The sequence below is a fragment of the Arcicella sp. GW458-12-2-14-TSB2 genome (genome assembly GCF_059423785.1).
Genome location: NZ_JBWKYN010000012.1, coordinates 1 through 23,825, shown reverse-complemented (window position 1 = coordinate 23,825; position 23,825 = coordinate 1). Strand labels below are relative to the sequence as shown.

22 protein-coding genes are annotated in these 23,825 nt (G+C 36.5%); 12 read left to right on the top strand and 10 right to left on the bottom strand.

What is annotated here, in order from left to right; all coding sequences use genetic code 11:
* Positions 1-9: 9 nt before the first annotated feature.
* The 5 genes from mgtE to AC07XN_RS03060 form a co-directional block, all read right to left on the bottom strand.
* Positions 10-1,383, bottom strand: a complete 1,374-nt coding sequence (mgtE, locus tag AC07XN_RS03080) for a magnesium transporter (protein ID WP_309922894.1) — start codon at positions 1,381-1,383, stop codon at positions 10-12.
* Positions 1,384-1,479: 96 nt separating this feature from the next.
* Positions 1,480-2,529: an efflux RND transporter periplasmic adaptor subunit gene (locus AC07XN_RS03075; protein ID WP_494741995.1), complete on the bottom strand. Its 1,050-nt coding sequence runs from the start codon at positions 2,527-2,529 to the stop codon at positions 1,480-1,482.
* A 4-nt stretch (positions 2,530-2,533) separates the two neighbouring features.
* Positions 2,534-3,793 carry a TolC family protein gene (locus AC07XN_RS03070; RefSeq protein ID WP_309922890.1) on the bottom strand — a complete coding sequence of 420 codons (1,260 nt, stop codon included), beginning with the start codon at positions 3,791-3,793 and terminating at the stop codon, positions 2,534-2,536.
* Between the two features lie 183 nt (positions 3,794-3,976).
* Positions 3,977-5,344 (bottom strand): HAMP domain-containing sensor histidine kinase, encoded by a 1,368-nt coding sequence (locus AC07XN_RS03065; RefSeq protein ID WP_494741994.1) that lies wholly within the window; start codon positions 5,342-5,344, stop codon positions 3,977-3,979.
* Positions 5,341-6,021, bottom strand: coding sequence for a response regulator transcription factor (locus tag AC07XN_RS03060; protein WP_309922886.1), 681 nt, complete (start codon positions 6,019-6,021; stop codon positions 5,341-5,343). Before AC07XN_RS03060 ends, AC07XN_RS03065 begins: the two co-directional genes overlap by 4 nt.
* A gap of 387 nt (positions 6,022-6,408) precedes the next feature.
* On the opposite strand from AC07XN_RS03060, the gene AC07XN_RS03055 reads away from it, so the two are divergent.
* The 4 genes from AC07XN_RS03055 (at position 6,409) to AC07XN_RS03040 (ending at position 9,911) form a co-directional block, all read left to right on the top strand.
* Entirely contained in the window at positions 6,409-6,963 is a 555-nt protein-coding gene (locus tag AC07XN_RS03055) for a DUF4833 domain-containing protein (RefSeq protein WP_309922884.1), read from the top strand.
* A 115-nt stretch (positions 6,964-7,078) separates the two neighbouring features.
* Complete coding sequence (locus tag AC07XN_RS03050) at positions 7,079-8,287, top strand: NADH-quinone oxidoreductase subunit D (protein WP_494741993.1); 1,209 nt, start codon at positions 7,079-7,081, stop codon at positions 8,285-8,287.
* Between the two features lie 329 nt (positions 8,288-8,616).
* Positions 8,617-9,570 carry a hypothetical protein gene (locus AC07XN_RS03045; protein ID WP_494741992.1) on the top strand — a complete coding sequence of 318 codons (954 nt, stop codon included), beginning with the start codon at positions 8,617-8,619 and terminating at the stop codon, positions 9,568-9,570.
* A 2-nt stretch (positions 9,571-9,572) separates the two neighbouring features.
* Positions 9,573-9,911: a hypothetical protein gene (locus AC07XN_RS03040; protein WP_494741991.1), complete on the top strand. Its 339-nt coding sequence runs from the start codon at positions 9,573-9,575 to the stop codon at positions 9,909-9,911.
* Between the two features lie 147 nt (positions 9,912-10,058).
* Here AC07XN_RS03040 and prfB read toward each other — a convergent pair.
* Positions 10,059-11,133, bottom strand: a protein-coding gene (gene prfB, locus AC07XN_RS03035) for a peptide chain release factor 2 (protein WP_492801271.1) whose coding sequence is annotated in 2 segments (ribosomal slippage) — positions 10,059-11,072 and positions 11,074-11,133 — 1,074 coding nt in all. Because the reading frame shifts where the segments join, the coding sequence is not laid out codon by codon here.
* A 153-nt stretch (positions 11,134-11,286) separates the two neighbouring features.
* On the bottom strand, positions 11,287-12,210 hold the full coding sequence (locus AC07XN_RS03030) for a class I SAM-dependent methyltransferase (RefSeq protein ID WP_494741990.1): 924 nt from the start codon (positions 12,208-12,210) through the stop codon (positions 11,287-11,289).
* A gap of 219 nt (positions 12,211-12,429) precedes the next feature.
* Here AC07XN_RS03030 and lpdA point away from each other — a divergent pair, with 219 nt between their 5' ends.
* The 5 genes from lpdA (at position 12,430) to AC07XN_RS03005 (ending at position 18,200) form a co-directional block, all read left to right on the top strand.
* The gene (gene lpdA, locus AC07XN_RS03025) at positions 12,430-13,824 is read left to right on the top strand and encodes a dihydrolipoyl dehydrogenase (protein WP_309924595.1); all 1,395 of its coding nucleotides are present in this window, start codon (positions 12,430-12,432) and stop codon (positions 13,822-13,824) included.
* Between the two features lie 171 nt (positions 13,825-13,995).
* Positions 13,996-15,822, top strand: coding sequence for an FAD-dependent oxidoreductase (locus AC07XN_RS03020; protein ID WP_494741989.1), 1,827 nt, complete (start codon positions 13,996-13,998; stop codon positions 15,820-15,822).
* 123 nt (positions 15,823-15,945) lie between these two features.
* Positions 15,946-16,668 (top strand): lipoyl(octanoyl) transferase LipB, encoded by a 723-nt coding sequence (gene lipB, locus AC07XN_RS03015; protein ID WP_494741988.1) that lies wholly within the window; start codon positions 15,946-15,948, stop codon positions 16,666-16,668.
* 112 nt (positions 16,669-16,780) lie between these two features.
* Entirely contained in the window at positions 16,781-17,188 is a 408-nt protein-coding gene (locus AC07XN_RS03010; RefSeq protein ID WP_309924591.1) for a hypothetical protein, read from the top strand.
* A 289-nt stretch (positions 17,189-17,477) separates the two neighbouring features.
* A complete protein-coding gene (locus tag AC07XN_RS03005) occupies positions 17,478-18,200 on the top strand; it encodes a 3'-5' exonuclease (protein WP_309924590.1) in 723 nt (240 codons plus the stop codon).
* 3 nt (positions 18,201-18,203) lie between these two features.
* Here AC07XN_RS03005 and AC07XN_RS03000 read toward each other — a convergent pair whose 3' ends face one another.
* The 3 genes from AC07XN_RS03000 to AC07XN_RS02990 all read right to left on the bottom strand — a co-directional run bounded on the left by AC07XN_RS03000 (position 18,204) and on the right by AC07XN_RS02990 (position 20,312).
* Positions 18,204-18,653 (bottom strand): sterol desaturase family protein, encoded by a 450-nt coding sequence (locus tag AC07XN_RS03000; RefSeq protein ID WP_309924589.1) that lies wholly within the window; start codon positions 18,651-18,653, stop codon positions 18,204-18,206.
* 199 nt (positions 18,654-18,852) lie between these two features.
* Complete coding sequence (locus tag AC07XN_RS02995; RefSeq protein ID WP_494741987.1) at positions 18,853-19,599, bottom strand: pirin family protein; 747 nt, start codon at positions 19,597-19,599, stop codon at positions 18,853-18,855.
* A gap of 185 nt (positions 19,600-19,784) precedes the next feature.
* On the bottom strand, positions 19,785-20,312 hold the full coding sequence (locus AC07XN_RS02990; RefSeq protein WP_494741986.1) for a YceI family protein: 528 nt from the start codon (positions 20,310-20,312) through the stop codon (positions 19,785-19,787).
* Between the two features lie 242 nt (positions 20,313-20,554).
* On the opposite strand from AC07XN_RS02990, the gene AC07XN_RS02985 reads away from it, so the two are divergent.
* The 3 genes from AC07XN_RS02985 to AC07XN_RS02975 are packed head-to-tail and all read left to right on the top strand — an operon-like array spanning position 20,555 to position 23,741.
* Positions 20,555-21,790, top strand: coding sequence for a voltage-gated chloride channel family protein (locus tag AC07XN_RS02985; protein WP_494741985.1), 1,236 nt, complete (start codon positions 20,555-20,557; stop codon positions 21,788-21,790).
* A gap of 19 nt (positions 21,791-21,809) precedes the next feature.
* Positions 21,810-23,084, top strand: a complete 1,275-nt coding sequence (locus tag AC07XN_RS02980; RefSeq protein ID WP_494741984.1) for a M14 family zinc carboxypeptidase — start codon at positions 21,810-21,812, stop codon at positions 23,082-23,084.
* Positions 23,085-23,108: 24 nt separating this feature from the next.
* Positions 23,109-23,741: a NeuD/PglB/VioB family sugar acetyltransferase gene (locus AC07XN_RS02975; RefSeq protein ID WP_309924583.1), complete on the top strand. Its 633-nt coding sequence runs from the start codon at positions 23,109-23,111 to the stop codon at positions 23,739-23,741.
* Positions 23,742-23,825 lie beyond the last annotated feature (84 nt).

The following is a 23,825-nucleotide window of genomic DNA, read 5'->3' as shown; positions in this document are numbered from 1 at the left end:
TGTTTTTAATTAAAGCAACGTTCCTTTTAATAGGAAAGCTGCAATGCTGAAATAAATGATAAGTCCTGTTACATCTACCAAAGTAGCCACAAAAGGGGCAGAGGAGGTGGCAGGGTCAAAGCCTAATTTCTTCAAAGCAATCGGTATCATTGAACCACTTAATGTCCCCCACATTACAATGCCAATTAGCGAGAAAAATATCGTGGTGGCTACTAATAAATAATGTTCTGAATAATTAAACCAGTGAAGGTGTTGCCAAATGACAATTCTGATAAAGCCAATAGCACCAAGTATAATTCCTAGGACAATACCCGATGAAAATTCTCTTTTCATCACAAACCACCAGTCACTGAAAGAAATCTCTTTTAAGGCCATTGCCCGAATAATGAGCGTTGCGGCTTGAGAACCACTGTTACCACCGCTTGAAATAATCAAAGGGATAAAAAGGGCAAGCACCACTGCTTTTGAAATCTCATCGTCGAAATAACCCATTGCCGAAGCCGTTAGCATTTCGCTTAGGAAAAGTACAATCAACCAACCAGCCCTTTTTTTGATAAGCGTCAGTATTGGCGTTTTTACATATGGAAAATCTAATGATTCTAACCCCCCGAATTTTTGAATATCTTCGGTGTCTCTTTGTTCAGCAAAATCCAGTACATCATCGGCTGTTAATACACCAATCAAAACATTTTTATCACCCACTACTGGCAATACATCGCGGTCATATTCTTTAAACTTATCAATGGCTATTTCTTTCGTGTCTTCAATATTCAGGCTTACACAAAAACCATCCAAAATACTTTCAATAGATTTGTAGGATTCATTTAGCACCAATTTGCGAATAGGAATATCATCTACTAGCTTGCCTTCTTCATCTATCACATATATCACATTGGCCGCTTCTGTATCATTCGGATGTTCTCTGAGGTGGTCAATGGCTTCACCAACAGTCATGTGCCTTGCAATCGTAGAAAATTCTGTGTTGATTAAGCGAGCAATACTGTTGGTAGGATATCCAAAAAAATCATGTGTTTCAGCCCGATTTTTCTCTGATAGGTATTCAAGGAAATGAGATTGTTCTATTCCCACCAATTTTGAGAAAAACTCAAAGCGGTCATCCGAAGGTAAATTATTAAGAATGACAGAGGCTTTTTCTTTAGAAATCCCTTTGATGATTTGTAACTGCCAGTCGAAATTAAGGTAGGCAAATACTTTAGCTTGCGAGGCTTTGGGCAGAGAAATCAAAGACTGTGTGGCAACCTCTAGGGGTAAAGAGCCAATAAGGATTGCGACATCGTTGGGATGCACAAAATTTTTGTCGCTATCCAAGCCCAACAAAGTGCTGAAATCGCCTTTTAAAATTTTTGCTCTTACATCTTTCATTTGAGTAATTAGTAATTGGTGACTAGTAATTGGTTTTCGTCTTCAAGTCATAAAATCATCCAGTCTTGTGTCTTACGTCTTAAAGTCTCGAAAAACTCAATATCCAAAACTCAAACCTTTCAACTGCATAACCCCTTTGATAGCGATGCTTTCACCATTGGTCAGTCCACTAAAAATGATAACTCTATCACCTATTTGATTCCCAACGCTTACTTCTCTTCTGTCAAAAGTATTAGCGTCATTTTTGACGAAAACATAGGTTTTCCCTTGAACTGTTACCAACGCATTTTTATTAACATTAATATGAGCCCCTTCGCTTACGCCAAATGAAACAGTAGCAAACATTCCTGCTTTCAACTTCTGGTTAGGATTGTTTAAGCTAACTCTTAGTTTCACCATTCTTGTCGATTCGTCAATTACATCAGCTACTTCTTCTATTTTACCTGTAAATTTTTCGTTAGGAAAAGCCGTGAATTGTAACGTGCAATTTCCACCTTCTTTAATTTTACTTATTTGGTTTTCAGGAATATCACAAATGATAAATGCTTTACCTGTTGGCGCATTTCTCAAAGCCTCTGGATTAAATCCCCCTGTTTTTAGCTTGGTTTCATGTTCAATAATGGCTGTTTTTTCGTTGGCCAAATCATTTTGAACTATTGCTAATTCTGTTTCTGCACTTAATAAATCTACCTGAGCATTGGCTACATCTTTTCCCGTACCTGCACCGTTTTTTAACAAATCTTCAAACCTTTTTACTTCCACATTCTTGCGTGCGATAACGGTTTTCTTTTGCTGAATAATGGTAGCTTTTTGTCTGATATTTTGTAAATGTTGTAACAACGACGTATAGTTGGTTGCTAAATCAGAATTTTCAAATAAGATAATATTCTGCGAAGCTCCCTCTTGTGAAGAAACAACCGTCGCCGAGACTTTAGCAGGTGCTGTCACTTCATCATTTAGCGAAGAACTCCCTAAGGTTTCCGTAGCAAAAAAACGCATGCTTGGCGTAGTTGGGAAAACAATTTTGCTGCCATTCTCCTGCACTTTTGGCAATACATCCACTTTCTTAACGCCTTGATTTTCTTTTCCTCCGCAAGCAGCAAGGAACCAAACAGAAAACAGTGTTATTTTTAAGGTATTTTTCATCGTTTTATTGAGCCATTTGATTAATTAAACCAGAAGCATACAGCAATTGAATATAGCTTTGGCGATATTGTTGTAATGTATCGTAATATTGTTGCTGAGTATCTAACCAACTGCGTTGGGCTTCCAGATAATCTACAATGGTTGTTCCTCCGTGTAAATAAGAATATTTTACGCTACTCAGAATATTCTCAGACTTTGTTAGCAAATCTTTAAACTGCTCAATATTCTGTTTTTGTACTTGATAAGCATTATAAGCTGTAGAAAGCTCAGTTTGAATCTGGCTTTGTGTTGCCTGCAAACCTTTTTCAGCTTGTTGTTTTTGTAAATACGACTTTTTGATTTCGCCCTGATTCCTAGCAAAAAAAGGAATATCTATAGAGCCATAAAAACCAACGTAAGGGGCAGTATTTTGTGGGTTATAAATAGCCCCCAATGTTGGTTGGGGAGTTGCCAGTGATTTTTGTAACTTAATATTGCTTTCAGCCACCTGAATGCTTGCCTGATACGCCTGAATGTCACTTCTATTGCCAAGGGCTTGTTGTAAGAGCGAATCTAAACGAGGCGAGAAAGTAAATAGGAAATTATCATTTACATCAATATCAATATCACCCTGAGTACCTAATAAAAATTTTAAATTGGATAATTCATTTTGATACACTTGCTCGTTTGATTTGAGTTGCAAGGCATATTGATTAGCCAGCAATTCGGTTCTAGCAAGATCAGTTGATGTAATCACTTCTTTCCCAAGCCTGATTTTATTGATGCTTACCAAACTATCAGTATTGTTTTTAGCAATTCTCAGAATTTCTAATTGTTTGCGGGCAACCCAAACATCTAGCCATTTCATCGCTACATCTTGCAAAACATTGCGTTCAGTTTCTGCAAAAGCTTTCTGAGAAAGAATAGTTTTTTTCTCAGCAAAGTCTATTTTGGCTTGTCGTTGGGCAGGTAACTGAATTACTTTAGTCAATTGCCACCACACTTGTCGGTTTTGTGGACTTACCAAATCTGTATTGGCAGGATACAAAGACGGGCGAGTTAAAACCAGCGTCTGATTGTTCAAGTTTGGATTAGGACGAAGCTTTGACGTAATAATGTCTGATTCTGCAATACCAACATTGAGCTGTTGAGTGTTCAGAACAGGATTGTTTGCTTTTGCTGTTTGCAAGGCTTTTTGTAAAGTATAAATTTCTTGTGCTATGGATGAAAAGCCTACTAGTACAAGAAGACAAATAATTATGGGAATTTCTCGAAGCCGCATCATCTTATTAATCTTTGATTGTGCGGTAAAATTGGGTTATTTAATGGACAATGTTAGTTAGAGGTCTTTTAGAAAATTATTAGAAAATCATTAGAAAATTAAGGTAGGGACTAATGGTATTTGTAGTTATCCAAGTATTTCACATTTTCAAGAAAAGGGTGTATGCAATACGCCCCTAAGGATATATTAAAGATGCGGAAATTCAAGTGTGAATTTTGTGCCTTTGCCTACTTCAGAGCTAACAGCAATCTCACCATCATGTAGCTTTACAATCTTTTGAGTAAGCGATAGTCCGATGCCATGCCCTTCGCTATATTTCTTATTACTTCCTCTATAGAAAGGCGTAAAAATTTGAGAAAGTTCTTTTTCATCAATACCGATACCTTCGTCTGAAAAGTGTAGCACCACTTTTTCATTTTGCACCGAAATAGACACGATACTTTTTTTATTTGCTGAAAACTTACAAGCATTTTCAAAAAGGTTTGCAAAAGCTACTTTCAATAAGTATTCGTTGCCATTGATAGAAATCTCGTCGTCATTTTCTACTTCATTTTCATACAAAATGTCAATCAGGTAGCTAGGATTTTTTCGCTGTACTTGTTGGCGTGCATCCAATAAAATTTCGTCTAAGCGAATTTCTTTAAATGAAATCTCCGAAGGGTCATAACTCGCTTTGGCAAAATCTAATAAACTGGTTGAAAGTCTCGCTAATTTCTGAGCATCCGTCAAGACATTCTCTATAACAATCTGATAATCAGTAATGCTTCTTTCTTTGTGAGTCGAAAGCTCTAATTCAGTAATCATCGAGGCCAGAGGCGTTCGGAGTTCGTGCGAAATATTAGAAACAAATTGTTTCTGAGCATCAAATGATTTTTCCAGACGGTCGAGCATTTCATTAAAAGTGCTAGAGAGCTCAGCCAGTTCATCTTTGCCTATACTATTGTTCAGCCGTAAATCTAGATTGGAGGCTGTAATGCTTTTTACTTTATAGACAATTTCGGTAACGGGCGACAACGCTTTTTTAGAAAAAAAACGCCCTGTGGCATAAATGAAGATGATAGAACAGATAAAGATAATGAGGATGGTATTTCGAAGATTCTGCAACTTTTTATAACCAAACTGGTCGTAAGCTGCTGCCATAATAATGTAATCCTTTTGGTCTACATGAAAAAGTAACCCGATTACCTGCCATTCCTTTTGATAAAAACGTACTTCTTTTTTCTTACGAATTTCATCTATCATTTGTTCTGTTTCTTTGACAAAGTCAATATCCAACGCATCATGGTATCGTAGTTGGAAAGTAGTATCATAAATCGCTACTTCTACTTCATTAATGGTTTCGCGGTTGTTTTTATAGATTTTTTGTAATGTTGCTGTGTCTACTTTAGCAGTAAAGAAAAGATTAGCCTTTGTAATGCCTTCTTTTTTGAGGCGATTATAAAACTCAGTTTCTCGGTTTTGATAAGCAGCATAATATACTAAAGCCGCAAAAACCAATATTATTGCCGCTGTGAGCAACGTAAAAAGTAAACTAAGCCTCTCTCTGATTTTCATTCTTCCTTAAAGATAAAGCCCATTCCAGATTTTGTATGAATAAGCTTGGGTTCAAAGTCTTTGTCAATCTTTTTGCGTAAATAGTTAATATATACATCGATAAAATTAGTACCTGTATCAAAATGTGTATCCCAAACTTTTTCGGCAATTTCGGTTCTGCTCAAAATCCTCTCCGCATTTCGCATCATATATTCCAGCAGTTTAAACTCTTTGGGCGTAAGGGCAATGTCTATTCCTGAACGATTCACGGTTTTGGTCTGATTATTCAGTTCCAAATTAGTATACTTTAAGATAAAACCTTGATGACCCGTTTTACTACTTTGGCGTTTGGTCAAAGCCCTGATACGGACATGAAGTTCTCGGAAGTCAAAAGGTTTTACCAGATAATCGTCTGCTCCAGCATCAAAGCCCTCTACTTTATCATCAGTCGTTCCCAAAGCCGTCAGCATAATAATTAATGTGTTGGGTTTGGCAGCACGAATATCTTTACAAAGCTCAAGGCCATTAAGTTTGGGGAGAATAATATCAGTAATGATTAAATCATAGTCGTTTTGTAAAGCCAGTTTCTTACCCATCATACCATCATACGCAATCGTTACGGTATAATCGTTTTCTTCCAATCCTCGTTTTACCAAAGAGGCTATTCTTTCATCGTCTTCAATAATGAGAATGTTCATGCTTTATTCTTTACTGTATTATTTATGTTGGGAATAATACAAATTTAGATGAATTATTGAATGAGAATCGTATTAGAAGCCTAATCTCCTAAAAATACAAATTTCCTTTGTCGTTTAAATCTTTTCTTAATCTCATGACTAATAAATTACCGTTTACTCATTTATACATTTTTCAAACAACAAAATTGAAATTCTTTCGTAGAAAATTAAGCAAATTACTTTTTATGGAACAAAAATCTTGAGAAGCTTTGTTACCTTTGAGCTTCCCAATTTACAAATGTTCTTTTTAAGAATATTAAATTGGCTTGAAGCAATCAATAAGATATCTTAACTGCTTGTTCTCTGGTTTTTTCAACATGAAAATTGGGGAAAACAATAACATTAACAATGCGATTTTCAAAAACAATTATCCTCATTTCTATTCTATTTGTATTCAATAGTTTAGCACAAAAAAATAAGACGGTTGCTTCAAACGATGTATTCCCGACTCCTCCAGATTCAGATATTCGTTTGTTTTATATTCAACGAAGTTCTAATGCCAACACGGTAGTATATGATGCCAACTTGATGGCGGATAAAAAATTGAATCCTAAAAATCCAGTTCATACTTATTGGATAAAATATGCCGAAGGCGGACATAAGCAAGAGCTGACATCTATTCAGCGTACGCTTGCTTATGGATTACATACCAAAGAAGTAGCTACAGAAAAAGAAAGCTATGACGGGCACTTTTTGGCTTATCGTAAAAGAAGGTTTGTTGTGAAACTTACCCCAGAAGGAGAGCCTGTAGCATTATTCCCGATTAATGGTAAAATGCAAATTCTTAAAAAAGTATTTGTTAAAGTAGATGAAAGTGGCATGATGCCTTCTGTGGTTTATATCGAACTTTGGGGTAAAGACGTAGCCACTGGCAAAGAAATATACGAAAAATTTAAGCCATAACTTTTTGAGTGATGAGTTTTGAGTCTGGAGTGATGAGTGAAATTTAAATATTACTCCTCATTCACAACTCACAATTCAAAACTCCTCACTCTAAACTCACAACACAACACTTAATATGGTACAGTATCAATACAAGCCCGAAAATTTTCGCCTTTCTGATTCAAACAAACACCAATTAAAGGATTTGAAGTCGGAAGAGATGATTTTATCGCTTGGTCCTCAGCACCCATCTACACACGGGGTTTTGAGGATGGAAGTGGTTTCTGATGGTGAGCTTGTCGTAGATGTTGTGCCACATTTAGGGTATTTGCATCGTTGTTTTGAAAAACACGCAGAGTCGTTGCCATTCAATCAAATCATTCCTTATGTGGATAGAATGGACTATCTGGCCGCCATGAATTCAGAACACGCCTATGTAATGGGCGTAGAGAAACTCTTGGAGTTAGAAGGTAAACTCCCTAAACGCATCGAATATATTCGTGTATTGGTAGCCGAACTCAATCGACTAGCCTCACACTTTGTGGCTGTGGGTACTTATGGATTAGATATCGGAGCATACACGGCTTTTTTATGGGTAATGCGCGACCGCGAGCATATTCAACGATTGTTAGAATGGATAACAGGGGCAAGGATGCTCTACAATTATATTTGGGTAGGAGGGTTGTTTTATGATTTACCAGTAGGCTTTGAAGAACGTTGTTTAGAGTTTGTCAATTACCTGAAACCTAAAATGGTTGAGCTACGGGAGTTGATTATTGAAAACAAAATCTTTATCCAACGAACAGCCAATGTAGGCGTATTACCAATGGCTTTGGCCATCAATTATGGATGTACAGGGCCTGTATTAAGAGGGTCGGGGCTGAAAGTAGATTTACGTAAAGTAGATGGCTATTCGGTATATCCAGAACTTGATTTTGATATTCCTGTAGGCAAAGGAGAAATGGGAACTGTGGGCGACTGCTGGGATAGGAACTATGTAAGGGTATTGGAATGTGATGAGTCTATCAAGATTATTGAGCAATGTTTGATTCAACTTACTAATGACCATAAACGCACTATTGAGTTTAATCCACAAGCCTTAGTACCTAAAAAGATTCGTCCGCAAGCGATGGATTTATATACTCGTGCCGAAAATCCAAAGGGTGAATTAGGCTTCTTTTTTCGTACTGACGGACGTTCGGATATTCCTGTTCGCTTGAAAGCAAGGGCTTGTTCGTTGCATAACTTATCTATCATTCCAGAAATCAGCCGTGGAGCAATGCTTGCAGACTTAGTAGCTATCATTGGCTCAATGGATTTAGTAATGGGTGAAGTGGATAGATAAAAACGGAGTAGTAAAATATGTGATGTAAGGTTTAAAGACGTTAATCTCCTCTTTGTAGTTTGTGTAAAACAACTACGAAGAGGAGGTTTTTTGTTTGCAATATACCGTATAATAAAAAAAGAAAATGTTTTATTGATGAATTTTGGGTTTTTATAAAGAAAATTGAATATTGAGTGAAATTTGAATGAAGTATTTAAAATAATATGAAGGATGTGTCCTCTATTTGCTGGGGAGCCTCAAATCACTAGAAAAATCTATACTGAAAATTAAGGCTAGTATCACACAGCCTAATCTATAAATCAATTTTTTAAACCGTAAACACTAAGAATATGAAAATGACTCTTACCAAAATTCTCTTTTTCTGCTCAACCATTTTGGCATTAGCAATGCCTAGTAAAGCAGATGTAGCTCTTTTCGAAAAATCAGGAAAAACGATTGGGAATACTAACTTTTTGGAAATAGCTGAAGCAATTATTAATCATGCTACTACTACAAAATCTGTTATTGATGCTACAATTGATGATGATGATTCAAAAAAGTCTTCAAAGAAGGCGAAAAGAAATTATAAAGATATTGCTCGTGTAGAAGCACGAAATGATAAGTACTCTAAACAGAATAATTATCTGGGAGCCAAAGAAAGTTCTGATACTGTCAATTGGGTTGCACAGCGAACAGATTTTTGGAATAGTTGGATTGATAAATGTTTTCCAGCAAAGAATTGGAGTAATACAACATTTCAAACAATTGGACGTAATTATAATGATTTTAAACAAACTAACCCTATATTGGATGGTGAAATGAAAGCAATGTATAATACCCTTGCTGATGCTAACAACTATTTACCGGGTGTAATAAATTCAGGTGCTGAAAATTCTGACCCTGTAAAAGTAACAGTAGCCAAAAATGAAATTCTCTATAAAATTGTTTATAAGGGAGGTAACATAAATTCTCCGTCTCCGTATTATCTATCGGAATCAGAATACAATTGGATAAAGGCAAATCCATCGCAATTAGAACAAAAATTAGGATTACCTTTAAGTAGTGTTAGTGCAGAATACGATGTGTTTACGATTAAATCCCTTGTTGACGACAATGTCATTTTTCAATCTTTCATAGCTCCAACTAAACAATTTGCTAATGCTACTCCCAATACAGTTTATAATACCCCTGGAGGTAAAATACAGTCTTTAATCATCAATAATACTAAAAGTGACCTTTGGTTAAAATCTAGTACTCCGAAAGAGCAAATAAATCCAAAATGTTTACCTCAAATAGACAATTAATAATGGTTTCTGAAATAAGAAAAAGCATAGAGAATTATAAAAAGCTTAATGATATCCATCATTACAAAATAATGCTTGCTGCGGCAGACGTGTTTATTGAATCATATCCTAATGGCGTAGAAACAGCGCAAGAATTGGACTTAGGAATAGATTTATTCAAAGAGTTAGTTAGTCTTACTTATATAACATCGCTGAGGGAGTATGAAAATGATACAGATTTATACAGAGAAATTCTCTACAAAAAACTAATTGTTTTTAAATTATGTATTCCTGCAAGTCATTCAAAGCTCAGAGGTTTAACAGAAATGTTAGTCGGAATGAAAGAAAATGAGTTAGGATAGTATTGCTACTTTAGGAAATCTCTTGCGGTTACGCTATTTTGTCTGAAAACAAAAAAACGGTAACCGCAAGGGCTACCGCTACTAATCGTTTAATCTTCTTAGCTTCAAATCATCTAAAGTCTTAAAGTCCAACAACCTTTAGTCTGATTAAGCTTCCATCAGATAAGCCTTAATAAACTCATTGATTTCGCCATTCAGCACAGCGTCGGTATTAGATGTTTGATAATTCGTTCTATGGTCTTTTACACGACGGTCGTCCAATACATAACTTCTGATTTGTGAACCCCACTCAATTTTCTTTTTACCTGCTTCTACCTCCGCACGGGCAGCATTACGTTTATCAATTTCTATTTGATAAAGTTTAGATTTCAAGAGCCTCAAAGCAACTTCCTTATTCATCAACTGCGAGCGTTCTTGTTGGCAAGCAATAATAATACCCGAAGGTCTGTGTGTTAAACGAACGGCTGTTTCCACCTTGTTTACATTTTGTCCACCAGCACCACCCGAACGGAAAGTATCCCAATCAATATCTGCTGGGTTTACTTCAATCTCGATAGAATCATCCGCTAAAGGATATACATAAACAGATGCAAATGATGTATGACGTCGGGCGTTGGAATCGAAAGGAGAAATTCTCACCAAACGGTGTACGCCGTTTTCTGATTTTAAATTTCCATAGGCAAACTCCCCATCAATCTCTAGCGTCACAGATTTTATACCCGCTACATCACCATCATTATGGTCAGCTTCTTTTACTTTAAAGCCATTTTTTTCTGCCCACATAATATACATACGCATCAGCATACTTGCCCAATCCTGCGACTCTGTGCCTCCTGCACCTGCGTTGATTTCTAGTACTGCCGACATGCTATCACCTTCTTCCGACATCATTTTGCGGAATTCTAGCTCAGCCAATTTTGCTTCTAGTTTTTCCCCTTCGGCATCTACTTCCGCTTCGGTAGCCTCACCCATTTCGTAGAATTCCCAGATAGTATCAAGGTCGCCTACATAAGTATTTAACTGGTCGAAACCCAATGTCCAGAACTTCAAACCCCGAATTTTTTGCATCGTCGATTCTGCTTTTTTAGAATCCGACCAAAAATTGGGATCAAGCGTAATTACTTCTAACTCCTCAATTTGGAATTTCTTATTATCGTAGTCAAAGATACCCCCTCAAAGCCTCTACTTTGGCTTTCAGGTCATTGAACCTGTCTTTTGTCATGCGTTAAAATAAATTTGTTTTGTTAATGTTAAGGCTAATTACCTAAAATAGGTAAAGTCTTCTATTTACAAAGATAGCTAGAAAAACAAAGCCCTCTAAATTTTTGACTTAGAAGGCTTTGCCGAAAAGGCTTTTCACTGTACAATAATGTATCTATAAATAAGGATTCTTCGGGAATTCATAATATAAATACCCTTCATTTTTTAGTTTAGCAATTGTGTCCTGTGTAGGTAATGTTTTGAAAATAACGGCACTTAATACTTGATAAGGCAAAACTCCTAGTTTGCACAAAAAATTATCTCGACGAAGTTTAGATTGAATTTTACGAAAAGCATTTGAGTTATTATTGGCAATTTCTGTATCGAGTCCAGCTTTCCAATATGAATTATTGATACCCTTAAAAGCAATGGCTGGTAAATTCATGCCCATTGCTATTTTTTCCATTTCTCTATCCGACAATTTGAAAACATAATTGCCTACTTCTTCAAAGGAATAACGGTTTTTCCAATACTTCTGTAAAATGGTAGGGTCAAAGCGGTCGAGGATATTTTTAACCGCCAGCATCAAAGGCATTTTTGTTAAGGGGTCTTGAGGCTCCGTTAGAATGATGGCTTTTTTGGCTACTCTAATCATTTCGTAAACACCCAAATAAGCCCTTGGAAAGTGGTGATAAGCTTCTTTGCAAAAGACATAATCAAATGAATTGTCTTCAAAAGTTAATTTTTCAACATTTTCAACCGAAAAATTATCAATCAGGTGGAGGTCTTTTACTAAAGGCAAAAAAGCGCCACCAATATCCGTTGCCATTACAATACAGCCTTTACGCTTAAAATAATTAGCATCAAAACCGTAGCCATCACCAACGGTAAGCCAGCTTTCGCCTGCATTAATTAAAGGGTTGGCTAATTCAAATAATCTTTCGTGGAGCCAATAATCAATGGTATTGTTTTCTATACTTTTTTGCCATTTACGAATCGTATTCAAACGCTTTTCTTGATCGGGATACTGTTTGGCAAACCAAGATTCATGAGATAAATAACTTGTTTCTTCAAAAGTTTTTTTTGAAATATTTTCCATTGCTCTAAATAGGGAATCAAAAAATAGTGTTTTTCGTTAGACTAATGTACAGCAAAAATCTTAGGATAGCGTATTTTTTTGTCAACAAAACTTAAAGGTATATGTATTAAGGTATGATAGTTAGGGGAAAAACTTATTAATAAGCCCCTTTCAATTCCACGCTTATCCTTATCTTTGTAGCATAAAATTTGAAATTACCCTTAAAAAAATAAAAATTAAATGGCACAAGTTTATGATTTAATCGTGATTGGCTCAGGTCCTGGTGGATATGTAGCGGCAATCCGTGCTTCGCAATTGGGTTTGAAGTGTGCGATAGTGGAGCGTGAGTCTTTAGGTGGTATCTGTCTGAACTGGGGTTGTATTCCTACGAAGGCATTACTAAAATCTGCACAAGTATTTGAATACATCAAACACGCTGCTGATTACGGAATCACGGTTTCTGAATCTCACGCTGATTTTGGAGCAGTCATTAAGCGTTCTCGTGGTGTTGCCGATTCCATGTCAAAAGGTGTTCAATTCTTAATGAAAAAGAACAAGATTGATGTGATTATGGGTACTGGAAAAGCCTTAAAAAACAAAAAAGTTGAAGTAACTGCTGCAGATGGAAAAGTAACAGTGTATGATGCTAAAAACATCATGATTGCTACGGGCGGAAGAGCAAGAGCTTTACCAAATATTCCAATTGATGGCGTAAAAGTAATTGAATACCGCAAGGCGATGTCATTAGAAAAACAACCAAAAACAATGGTTGTCATTGGTTCTGGAGCCATCGGTGTTGAATTTGCTTATGTATATGCAGCAATGGGAACGAAAGTAACGATTGTTGAATTTTTACCAAACGTTGTTCCTGTTGAAGACGAAGACGTTTCGAAAGAATTAGCAAAACAATATAAAAAATTAGGTATTGATATTTATACAAATTCTTCTGTAGAAACAGTAGATACTACTGGTGAAGGATGTAAGGTTTCTGTAAAAACACCAAATGGCAATATTTCAATTGATTGTGATATCGTATTGTCAGCAGCAGGTGTAATTGCTAACCTTGAAAACATTGGTTTAGAAGAAGTTGGTATTATTACTGATAAAGGTAAAATTTTAGTAAACCAATGGTACGAAACTAACATCCCAGGTTATTTTGCTATTGGTGATGTTACGCCTGGCCCAGCTTTAGCACACGTAGCTTCAGCAGAGGGGATCATTTGTGTTGAAAAAATTGCAGGTCATAAAGTAGAGCCTTTAGATTATTCAAACATTCCAGGCTGTACATATTGTACGCCTGAAATTGCTTCTGTAGGTTTGACTGAAAAGAAAGCAAAAGAAGCTGGTTATGACATCAAAGTAGGTAAATTCCCATTCGTGGCATCTGGAAAAGCAACAGCGGCAGGTGCAAGAGACGGTTTTGTGAAAATAATTTTTGATGCAAAATACGGTGAATTATTGGGTGCTCACATGATTGGCTATAACGTTACTGAATTAATCGCTGAAGTAGTGGTAGCGCGTAAATTAGAAACGACTGCTCACGAAATCATGACTGCTATTCACCCGCACCCAACTATTTCTGAAGCTGTAAAAGGTGCAGCTGAAGCAGCGTATGGTGTTGCAGTAGATTTGTAATAAAATAAGTATAAATCAGATAGGCAAAATCCCTTTTCCTTAGGAGAAGGGATTTTTTTGTACCATGAGTTTTCAACTCGTTAAAACAATCATGCACGAGTTGAAAACTCGTGATACAAATTATATCTTGCATCTTCAAGTCCTCCAGTCTGAAATAAAACCCAAGAAACCATGAAAACTCTTTCTATCCTCTTTGCTCTTTGTTGTTTCTGGTTCAATGCCCATGCGGGCAAAAGCAAATACAATACTGATGTGTTGATAGTAGGCGGAGGAACAAGTGGCGTAATGGCAGGGATTCAAGCAGCGAGGATGGGTGTGAAGACGATTATTGTAGAAGAAAGCGTATGGATTGGTGGAATGCTTACCTCATCAGGAGTAAGTGCTATTGATGGAAACCATCATTTGCCCTCTGGTCTTTGGAACGAATTCAGAGCAAAGCTTGAAAGGCACTATGGCAGTAAACAGGCATTAGCTTCTGGGTGGGTAAGTCAGGTCATGTTTGAGCCTTCGGTCGCCGAGAAAATTTTGAGAGAGATGTGTGCCAAAGAAAAAAATCTTTCTGTGATTTCATCCGTCAAATTATTAAACATTCAGAAAAAATCAGAGAAGTGGCAATTAACGTTTTCAGATGATATTTTAATCACTGCTAAAATTTTAATAGATGCTACAGAATTAGGAGACGTTGCTGCAAAAGTAGGGGTGAAATACGATGTAGGGATGGATGCCCAAGCTACCTATCAAGAAAGAATTGCACCAGAAAAAGCTAATCATATCGTGCAAGATTTGACCTATGTAGCTATTCTGAAAGATTACCACAAAGATGTAACGATTAGTAAGCCCAGAGCATATAACAAAGATGAGTTTATATGTGCTTGTGAAAAACTCTGTCCTGATAAACAAATGAAGCGTTTGTGGGACTGTCAGCAGATGAAAACCTATGGACAATTGCAAAATGATAAATACATGATTAATTGGCCCATTAATGGGAATGATTTTTATGTAAACATGGTGGAGATGAATGATGTGCAAAGGGAAGAAGCAATTCAGAAAGCGAAAGACCATACCCTAAACTTTGTATATTTTATGCAAAAAGAATTAGGATGGAATACCTTAGGGTTGGCGGATGAATTTCCGACTGCTGATAAATTACCACTGATTCCGTATCATCGTGAAAGTCGTAGAATACATGGGTTGGCAACAGCCAATATGAATCATTTAGAAAAACCTTTTGACCAACCTGAGCCATTGTATCGGACAGGTATTGCCGTGGGTGATTATCCTATCGACCAACATCATGGAAAGAACAAGGATGCACCAGATTTGTATTTTGTGCCTGTGCCTTCTTTTAATATTCCTTTAGGAAGCCTGATTCCCAACAATGTAGATGATTTGATTGTAGCCGAAAAATCTATTTCAGTTTCCAATTTGGTGAGTGGTGCTAGTCGCCTGCAACCCGTTGTCATGGGTATCGGACAAGCAGCAGGCACTTTAGCGGCTATTGCCATACAAGAAAAACGCCATCCGAAAGAGGTTTCTATTAGAAAAGTACAAGATAATTTATTGAAATCAAAGGCTTATTTAATGCCTTATTTGGATGTAAAGCCCGACCATCCTAACTTTGAAGCCATTCAGCGAATAGGAGCAACGGGTATTTTGAAAGGACAAGGTAAAAACTACAAATGGTCTAATCAGACGTGGTTTTATCCCGATTCGGTGATGACAAATGGAGCGGTTATTGCCTCCTTAAAAAGCTTCTTCCCTAATTTGAATATGCAAGCTAACGAACAAGTGTTGTTAGAAAAATTAGTGGCGGATGATGCCTTTGAAATACTGACAAAAATCCAACCAGTACCTGCGGATTATTTGGCGAGTATCATGAAAGACTATCCAGATAAAAATCAGCCAATTACCAGAGCAAAACTAGCAGATTTGATTGATAAGTTAATTGACCCTTTTCATCGCAAGGAAGTGGATTTTAAAGGAAACTTTAAGCCTTGAGAAGTGAGCCTTCAGCTATGAGGTATCAGCTATCAGTTTTAAGGTTTACTCTTTCTAGTAAAGAAACTTTAATCTTTAAGAAATCGTTAATTAATCTTAGTATAGATGATAAATTAGAAGAAAGTGATTCATAATAAAACTGTAATTTTCCAGAATCTAGGATTAATAGATTACCAAACTGCATGGGATTATCAAGAGAAACTCCATGCAGAAATAGTTGGTGTAAAACTTAATAACAAACATTTAGCGCTTGATAGTCAGGTGCTGACGCCAAACTATTTGCTTTTTTGTGAACATCCTCATGTTTATACTTTGGGAAAAAGTGGCAAGCCAGAACATCTGTTATTAGATGAAGCGGGTCTTGAAAACTATGAGGCTAAATATTATAAAATCAATAGGGGAGGAGATATTACTTATCATGGCAAAGGACAATTGGTAGGATACCCGATTTTTGATTTGGAAAACTTCTTTACAGATATTCATAAGTATATGCGTTTTTTAGAAGAGAGCGTGATTCGTACTTGTGCAGACTTTGGGATTGATGCTGGAAGAATCCAAGGGTTAACGGGCGTTTGGATTGACTATGTCGAACAGAAAAATCCAAGAAAAATCTGTGCGATGGGCGTGAAAGCTAGTCGCTGGGTAACGATGCACGGTTTTGCATTGAATGTAAATACTGATTTGAATTATTTTAAACACATCGTGCCCTGTGGCATTGAAGATAAAGCCGTTACTTCTATTGAACAAGAACTAGGAAAGCCTCAAGACTTTCAAGAGGTTTCAGATAGAATGGCTAAGCATTTACAAGATATTTTTGAAATAGAAGCTTTAAGCGATAGGGTTTAAGCTTTCGGATGTCGGCTATCAAAAAATAATGCCCTTACTTAAAAGACTATTAATCATACAATGCTGAAAGCTGAAGACCGAAAGCTGATGGCACACAACTTTATAAGATTTAATGAAAAAAGATATAGAATTTCCTAATGTTGAAGGTGTAAAAGTAGCGATTGCTAGAAAGATAAATGACCTAAATGAAGTTGAATGGGATGTATATTTAATTAACCGTTTGTCGGTAGACCTAGCGAATGTTTTTGTTAATTCTCGTGGGTATGGTCATAATCCTGATGGTACAGAAATAAAGACGTCACAATTACGCCACTTTTATAAGGATGTTCCAGCGAAAGGAATTATTAAAGTAGAAATAATCACACCTGATGTTTTTCATTTGAATAATGAATACTGGGTGAGCTATTTTATTGGTAATCAATTGTTTGATAAAAAATTTGTTTTTGTGCCTGAGTCTATTCGCGAAGAAAATTTGATTCGGATTAAACAATTGGAGTTAGAGGGAATCTTGCATGAGTAATTTTTTTGGGGGAGACTTTAGATGCTAGACAGAAGACTCAAGACTTTAGGACTAGTGGACTTTAGGATTGGGATTTGATTTTAGACGCTAGACAGAAGACTCAAGACTTTAAGACTAGAGGACTTTAGGATTGAAGGCTTTGATTTTGGATGCTAGACAACAGACTTAAGACTTTAGGATTTATTACAACAAAAACATTTATGAAAAGGATTAAAGAGCGAATTTTAAAATATTAATCAATTACAAAGCTGATAGCTTAAAGCTCATCACTCACAGCTACCCTACAATTATGGATTTTCAAAAATTTGCTAAAAGTCTTTTGTTTATCGACATAGAAACCGTTTCTGGGGAAAGTAATTTCAATTTGCTTTCTGAAAGGATGAAAGCGTTATGGTTGCATAAAGCGAGTTATTTGACGAATCCAAATGAGTTGAATGATGAAGCGTTTTACTTTGACCGTGCTGGAATTTATGCTGAATTTGGTAAGATTGTATCTATTGGCTTAGGCTTTTTTCATTGGAATGACGAACAGGAGATTTGCCTAAAAGTAAAATCTATCAGTAGTGATAATGAAGCGGAGGTTTTGAGTGAATTCAAGAGCTTAATTGAAAAAAAATATAAATCAAACCTAGCTTTTTGTGCGCATAACGGAAAGGAATTCGACTACCCATATTTGTGTAGAAGGATGTTGGTAAACAATATCGAGATTCCTAAAGCATTACAGATTTCAGGTAAAAAACCTTGGGAAATTCCACATTTTGACACTTTAGAAATGTGGAAATTTGGTGATAAAAAGCACTATATTTCGTTAGAATTACTGGCTTGTATTTTTGATATTCCAAGTAGTAAAAGTGAACTCAGTGGCGACAAAGTAAATCAGACTTATTACCAAGAAAAAGATTTGCCGAAAATAGCCTCTTATTGTCGCGAAGACATTATTGTACTGGCACAGGTCTTTCTGAAATATCAAAATATGGATTTTGTCAAGGAAGAAAATATCGAAAGAATTTAGTTTTTATTTCCTTGTGTCTTCATACTTTTTCGGAGCATACAAAAAGCCAAAAGCTTCTGCACCTTCTCGTTCATGTACTTTGTGGTGGATATAATGTGCTTTCATAATCCGTTTCAAATAGGGGTGTTTTGCCACAAATTTAATTTTTATCCGGCGATGCACAATGATGTCATGAAAGATAAAGTAAAAAATTCCGTATAAAGTTACTCCCATCCCCACCCAAAATAAGTACCAAAGTTCTGGTACAAAATTTCCCAAACCAATCGTAATAATAGATACAGCTGAGAACACTATAGCGAACAAATCGTTTTTTTCCAATACCTCATTATGATGTACATGATGAGAACGATGCCAACGCCACATAAAACCATGCATGATATACTTATGTGTAAACCATGCTGTTCCTTCCATCAAGAGGAAAGTACCGAATAATAAGACCAATCTGATAAGCATTATAATAAGGTTATAAGATTAAAGTTGACATAAAAATATTACTTTAATTATTCTTTTAACCAAATGAATCTAGGTTTTGTTTATTTTTTACCCGCAGATATTACAGATTAATTGCGCAGATTTACGCTGATATTATTTGTCTGCGTAAATCTGCGAAAAAATCACCGCCAATCTGCGGGGTAAAAACAAACCCTCAAAATTATTCAAGTTCCATCGGAACTTCCATCAACAATAATTCAACGCCGTTTTCGGTTTTGAAATTTACCGCTGTAATATTTTCTAAGCCTAAGCCGTCGCGTAATTCTAACAATTCTCCACTTGCGTTTACACTGCCATTTACAACCATAATGAATAAACCATTGCCTTCACGATTGATTTTGTAGGTAAATTCTTGGCCAGCCTCAAATTTCCCAATACTAAAATACGCATCTTGATGAATACCCAAAGTATTTGGAATGTTGGCTTCGATAGGACTAACTAATAATTGAAAATCATTATGCTGTGCTGCCACATCGAATTTCATTTGACCATAGCGAGGCGTAACGTTGCCTTTGTTTGGGAAAAGCCAAATCTGAAATAATTTTAAAGTTTCATCTTTAAGATGATTAAACTCTGAATGGTAAACGCCCGTCCCAGCCGACATTACTTGTACTTCGCCCTTCGTGATAATGCCATGATTGCCCTGATTATCTCGGTGTTCAACCACGCCTTCCAATGGAATAGTAATGATTTCCATATTATCGTGTGGGTGCATACCGAAACCTTTTCCACCAGCAATCTGGTCATCATTCAAGACCCTTAACACACCAAAATGTACTCTTTTAGGGTCGTGATACCCCGCAAATGAAAATGTTAAGCGAGTTTTCAACCAACCGTGGTCAGCCTGTCCACGAGTACCAGCTTTATATAATGTTTTTTTGACGGCTGTTCCTAAAGTCGTTTCCATTGTTTTTGATTATTTAATAATCAGCTTTGAGCTGTGAGCTTTTAGCCATGAGATTGTACTTAAAAAAAGACTCCAATCTACAACTTTCTCAGCTTTGTCAACTCTTTAAGAGTTGACAAAGCTATCCCCTCTACCTTCTCAAATCTACAAGCTCAGCACTCAAAACTCCCACTTCCAAACTAATATTATGCTTGTTTCACTAACTGTACATTAGCGATTAATTTCACTTCTTCGCTTACTAACGCACTTCCTGCTTCAGTGATTGCGTTCCAAGCTAAACCGAAATCTTTACGGTTTATTTTTCCTTTTAATTCAAAACCAGCCTTTACATTTCCCCAAGGGTCAGTTGCTGTTCCGTTATATTCTACTGCTAAACTTACAGGTAAAGTAGTTTCTTTAATCGTTAAGTCACCCACTAAAGTAAAATCATCACCATCTTTTGTAAATGAAGTTGATTTAAACGATAATGTTGGAAATTGTTCAGCATCAAAGAAATCAGCACTTTTCAAGTGTCCGTCACGTTGTTCGCTATTTGTATTAATTGAAGCTGTATTGGCTTCAAATGAAATTGATCCGCCATCAAAATCATCACCAGCTTCTACTGAACCACTGAATTCTTTGAAGTTACCTGTTACTGTAGTAATCACTAAATGTTTTACTTTAAACTGAATTTCTGAGTGCGAAGGGTCGATAGCCCAAGTTGAAGTTGCCATTGTTAAATATTGTTTTTTGATAATTAATGTTTATACATTTAATGTTATAACATTGAAATTAAAAATAGGTTCAAATCTTTTTCATTTTTCTGAAAAATTATTTTTTCGGGTAAATTAGGGAAGGGTACTTTGCAAATGAGACTAATGAAAAACAATTAATCAACTATTTGTTGCAAGGGTTTCGCAAAGCTATTTGAAATACATTCCGTAATTTTGTTTGTAAATAGATACTCATCACTAGAATGAACCAACAAATCTTTGTATTGAAATTTACCTTGAAGTGGCTTTTAGTAGCGATGATTGTTGGCTTGGCTATTGGTTCGGCTTCGGCTTTCTTTTTAGAAACGTTAGACTGGACGACCCACTATCGAGAAAACCATCCGTGGTTAATATGGCTTTTACCCTTGGGCGGTTTGGCTGTAGGCAGTATCTATCATTATTTTGGACAAGATATAGCCAAAGGGAACAATCAGCTAATTGAGGAAATTCAACATCCTGATAAAATTATCCCTTTCAAAATGATGCCTTTAATTTATCTCACTACCATCATTACACATTTTGTAGGTGGTTCTGCAGGAAGGGAAGGAACCGCAGTACAAATGGGTGGGGCTATTGCAGATACGCTGACAAAACCACTCAAACTAAATGATAATGACCGCAAAATCCTGTTAATGATGGGAGTAAGTGCTGGTTTTGCCTCTGTTTTTGGAACGCCACTAGCAGGAACTATCTTTGCCTTGGAGGTTGCCTTTATTGGTAAAATACGATACGATGCGCTTTTACCAAGTCTTTTTGCGGCACTATTAGCTGACTATACTTGTCAGGAATTATGGCATGTGGGGCATACACATTACCCTATTTTATCAGGACCACATTTGGCAATTTTACCCATCGTGTGGTCTATGTTAGCAGGAATTCTATTTGGCTTAGTCGGTATGCTCTTTGCTAAAAGTACACATTTTTGGAGCAATGTATTCAAAGCCAATATTTCATATCCTCCTTTAAGACCCGTAATTGGCGGAGTACTTTTGGCTTTGTGTTTCTGGCTGGTAGGTACTTCAAAATACAATGGCTTGGGCGTACCCGTTATTGTAGCATCATTTACTGAAAAGTTACCTTTTTATGATTTTTTAGCTAAAATATTCTTTACTTCGTTAACATTGGGATCGGGCTTTAAGGGAGGAGAAGTAACGCCTTTGTTTTATATCGGTGCCACGATGGGCAATGCATTGACTAGTTTTATACCGCTTCCTCTGGCTTTGTTGGCAGGTATGGGCTTTGTTGGTGTTTTTGCGGGAGCTTCCAATACGCCTATTGCTTGTACTTTAATGGGAATAGAATTGTTCGGTGCACAGTCTGCTATTTATTTAGCGATTGCTTGTATAATGGCCTATGCGTTTTCTGGACATTCAGGCATTTATACTGCTCAGAAAATAGGGGTAAACAAGTATAAAGTACCCAATGAAGAGTTTTTATAAACTTTCAAGCCCAAGTCCCATGAAAAAGATTTTAGTACTTTACGTGATGTTTATTATGAATTCAATATCAGCAAACTATGCTCAAAATGTAGGAGAAATGCTTCATGGATACCATGAGGTATTTAAGGAACAAAGTATTACCAAGCGTAGGTTCGGTCATCAGACTTTAGTTGCCAACATTGAGCGACTAAAAATCAATCCATTATTTGAGGTTTCTAAAGCTACCCTCTCTAGTGAAGGCAGGGATATATATATGATAAAATGTGGTACAGGAAATACAAAAGTATTACTTTGGTCACAGATGCATGGTGATGAAGCAACGGCTACGATGGCTTTGATGGATATTTTTAATTTCTTGGAAAACAGAACAAATTCGACTGTAGACGACCAGCAATTGAATCAATTACGTACAGACTTGCTGAAAGAATGCACTTTTTATTTCGTTCCGATGTTAAATCCTGACGGGGCAGAAGCTTGGAGTCGCTATACAGCATTGGGCATTGATATGAATCGTGATGCACTGGCACTGCAAACACCAGAAGGAGCATTGTTGAAAAAACTAGTGTTTGACTTAAAGCCAGATTTTGCTTTTAATCTTCATGACAAAGGCAGGCGATATTCCGCAGGCAAAACGGGAAATTTGGCTACTATTTCGTTTTTGGCAACGGCCTATAACGAAGCCCAAGAAGTAAACGAAACCCGAAAGAAAGCAATGTTGGTTATCGTAGGAATGAATCATGCTTTACAGCCATTTATTCCGAATGCTGTAGGAAAATGGCCTTCTGATTTCGAGCCTCGTGCTTTTGGTGATAATATTCAAAAATGGGGTTCTACCTTGATTTTGATAGAATCGGGAGGTTTTAAAAATGACCCTGAGAAACAGTATATTCGTCAACTGAATTTCGTTGCTATCCTGACAGGTTTGAAGATGATTGCAGATAAATCGTATGAAAAAGAAGATATTAGCGAATATGAAGCCATTCCTGTAAACGATAAAGTGATTTATGATTTAATCATCAGAAATGTTACTATCAAAAAAGGAAATACTACTTATCAAGCTGATATTGCCATTAATAGAAACGAAAGACCCGTAAAAGGAAGAGACTATTTTACGCAAAGCTCAGTCATTGAAGAAATTGGCGATATGTCAGTATTTTTTGGAACAGATGAAATAGATGCCACTGGATTAACATTTAGTGCTACCCAAGAAATAAGTTTAGGGCAAAAGGCTGAATTTGAATTAGTAAAAGACGGAAAAGTAATTTATAAAATAAATAACGGAGTAAAATTGTAACTCGATGTTTCAATCGAGAAAATTATGGAGAATCCAGTAATGATTTTAGGTGCAGGTGGTTTAGGAGCTGTCGCCCTTGATATTTTCAAAACAAATAATGTTGTGGTCTATGCTTTTTTAGATGACAACAAGGAATTGCACAATACCGAAATAGACGATGTAATCGTGATGGGTAGTACTGACGACGAAGATTATACCAAACTTATCGGGAAAAGATGTGAAGTATTTATTGCTATCGACGAGTTGAAAGTGCGTCAAAATTTAGTAGAAATGCTACATGACGATAAAAAGGTTCAGCCAGTAAATGCTATTCATGAGCAAACTGCGATTGCGCAAACGGCAACTATCGGACATGGCAATTTGATTTCTGCGGGAACAATTATCAATGCTCGTGCTGAAATCGGTAGTCATAATCTATTACACAGTCGTGTAATTGTTGACTATGATGCTAAAATTGGTGATTTCGTTCAGATTGGAGCAGGGAGCATCGTTGGCCCAGGGGTTTCTATCGATGATAATGTTTTTATCGGCTCAGGAGTGACTATTGTAGCAGGTGTAAAAATTGGTAAAGGAGCAAGAATAGGAGCGGGTTCGGTAGTAGTAGAAACTGTAAAGGCACGTGAAACGGTATTTGGGAATCCTGCTAAGAAAGTTTAGGGTTTATGGTCGTTCAAAGTTTATGAGTTTAACGTGCATGAGTATATATTCATAATAAAAATCACTAGCGAGGGAATTAATTCC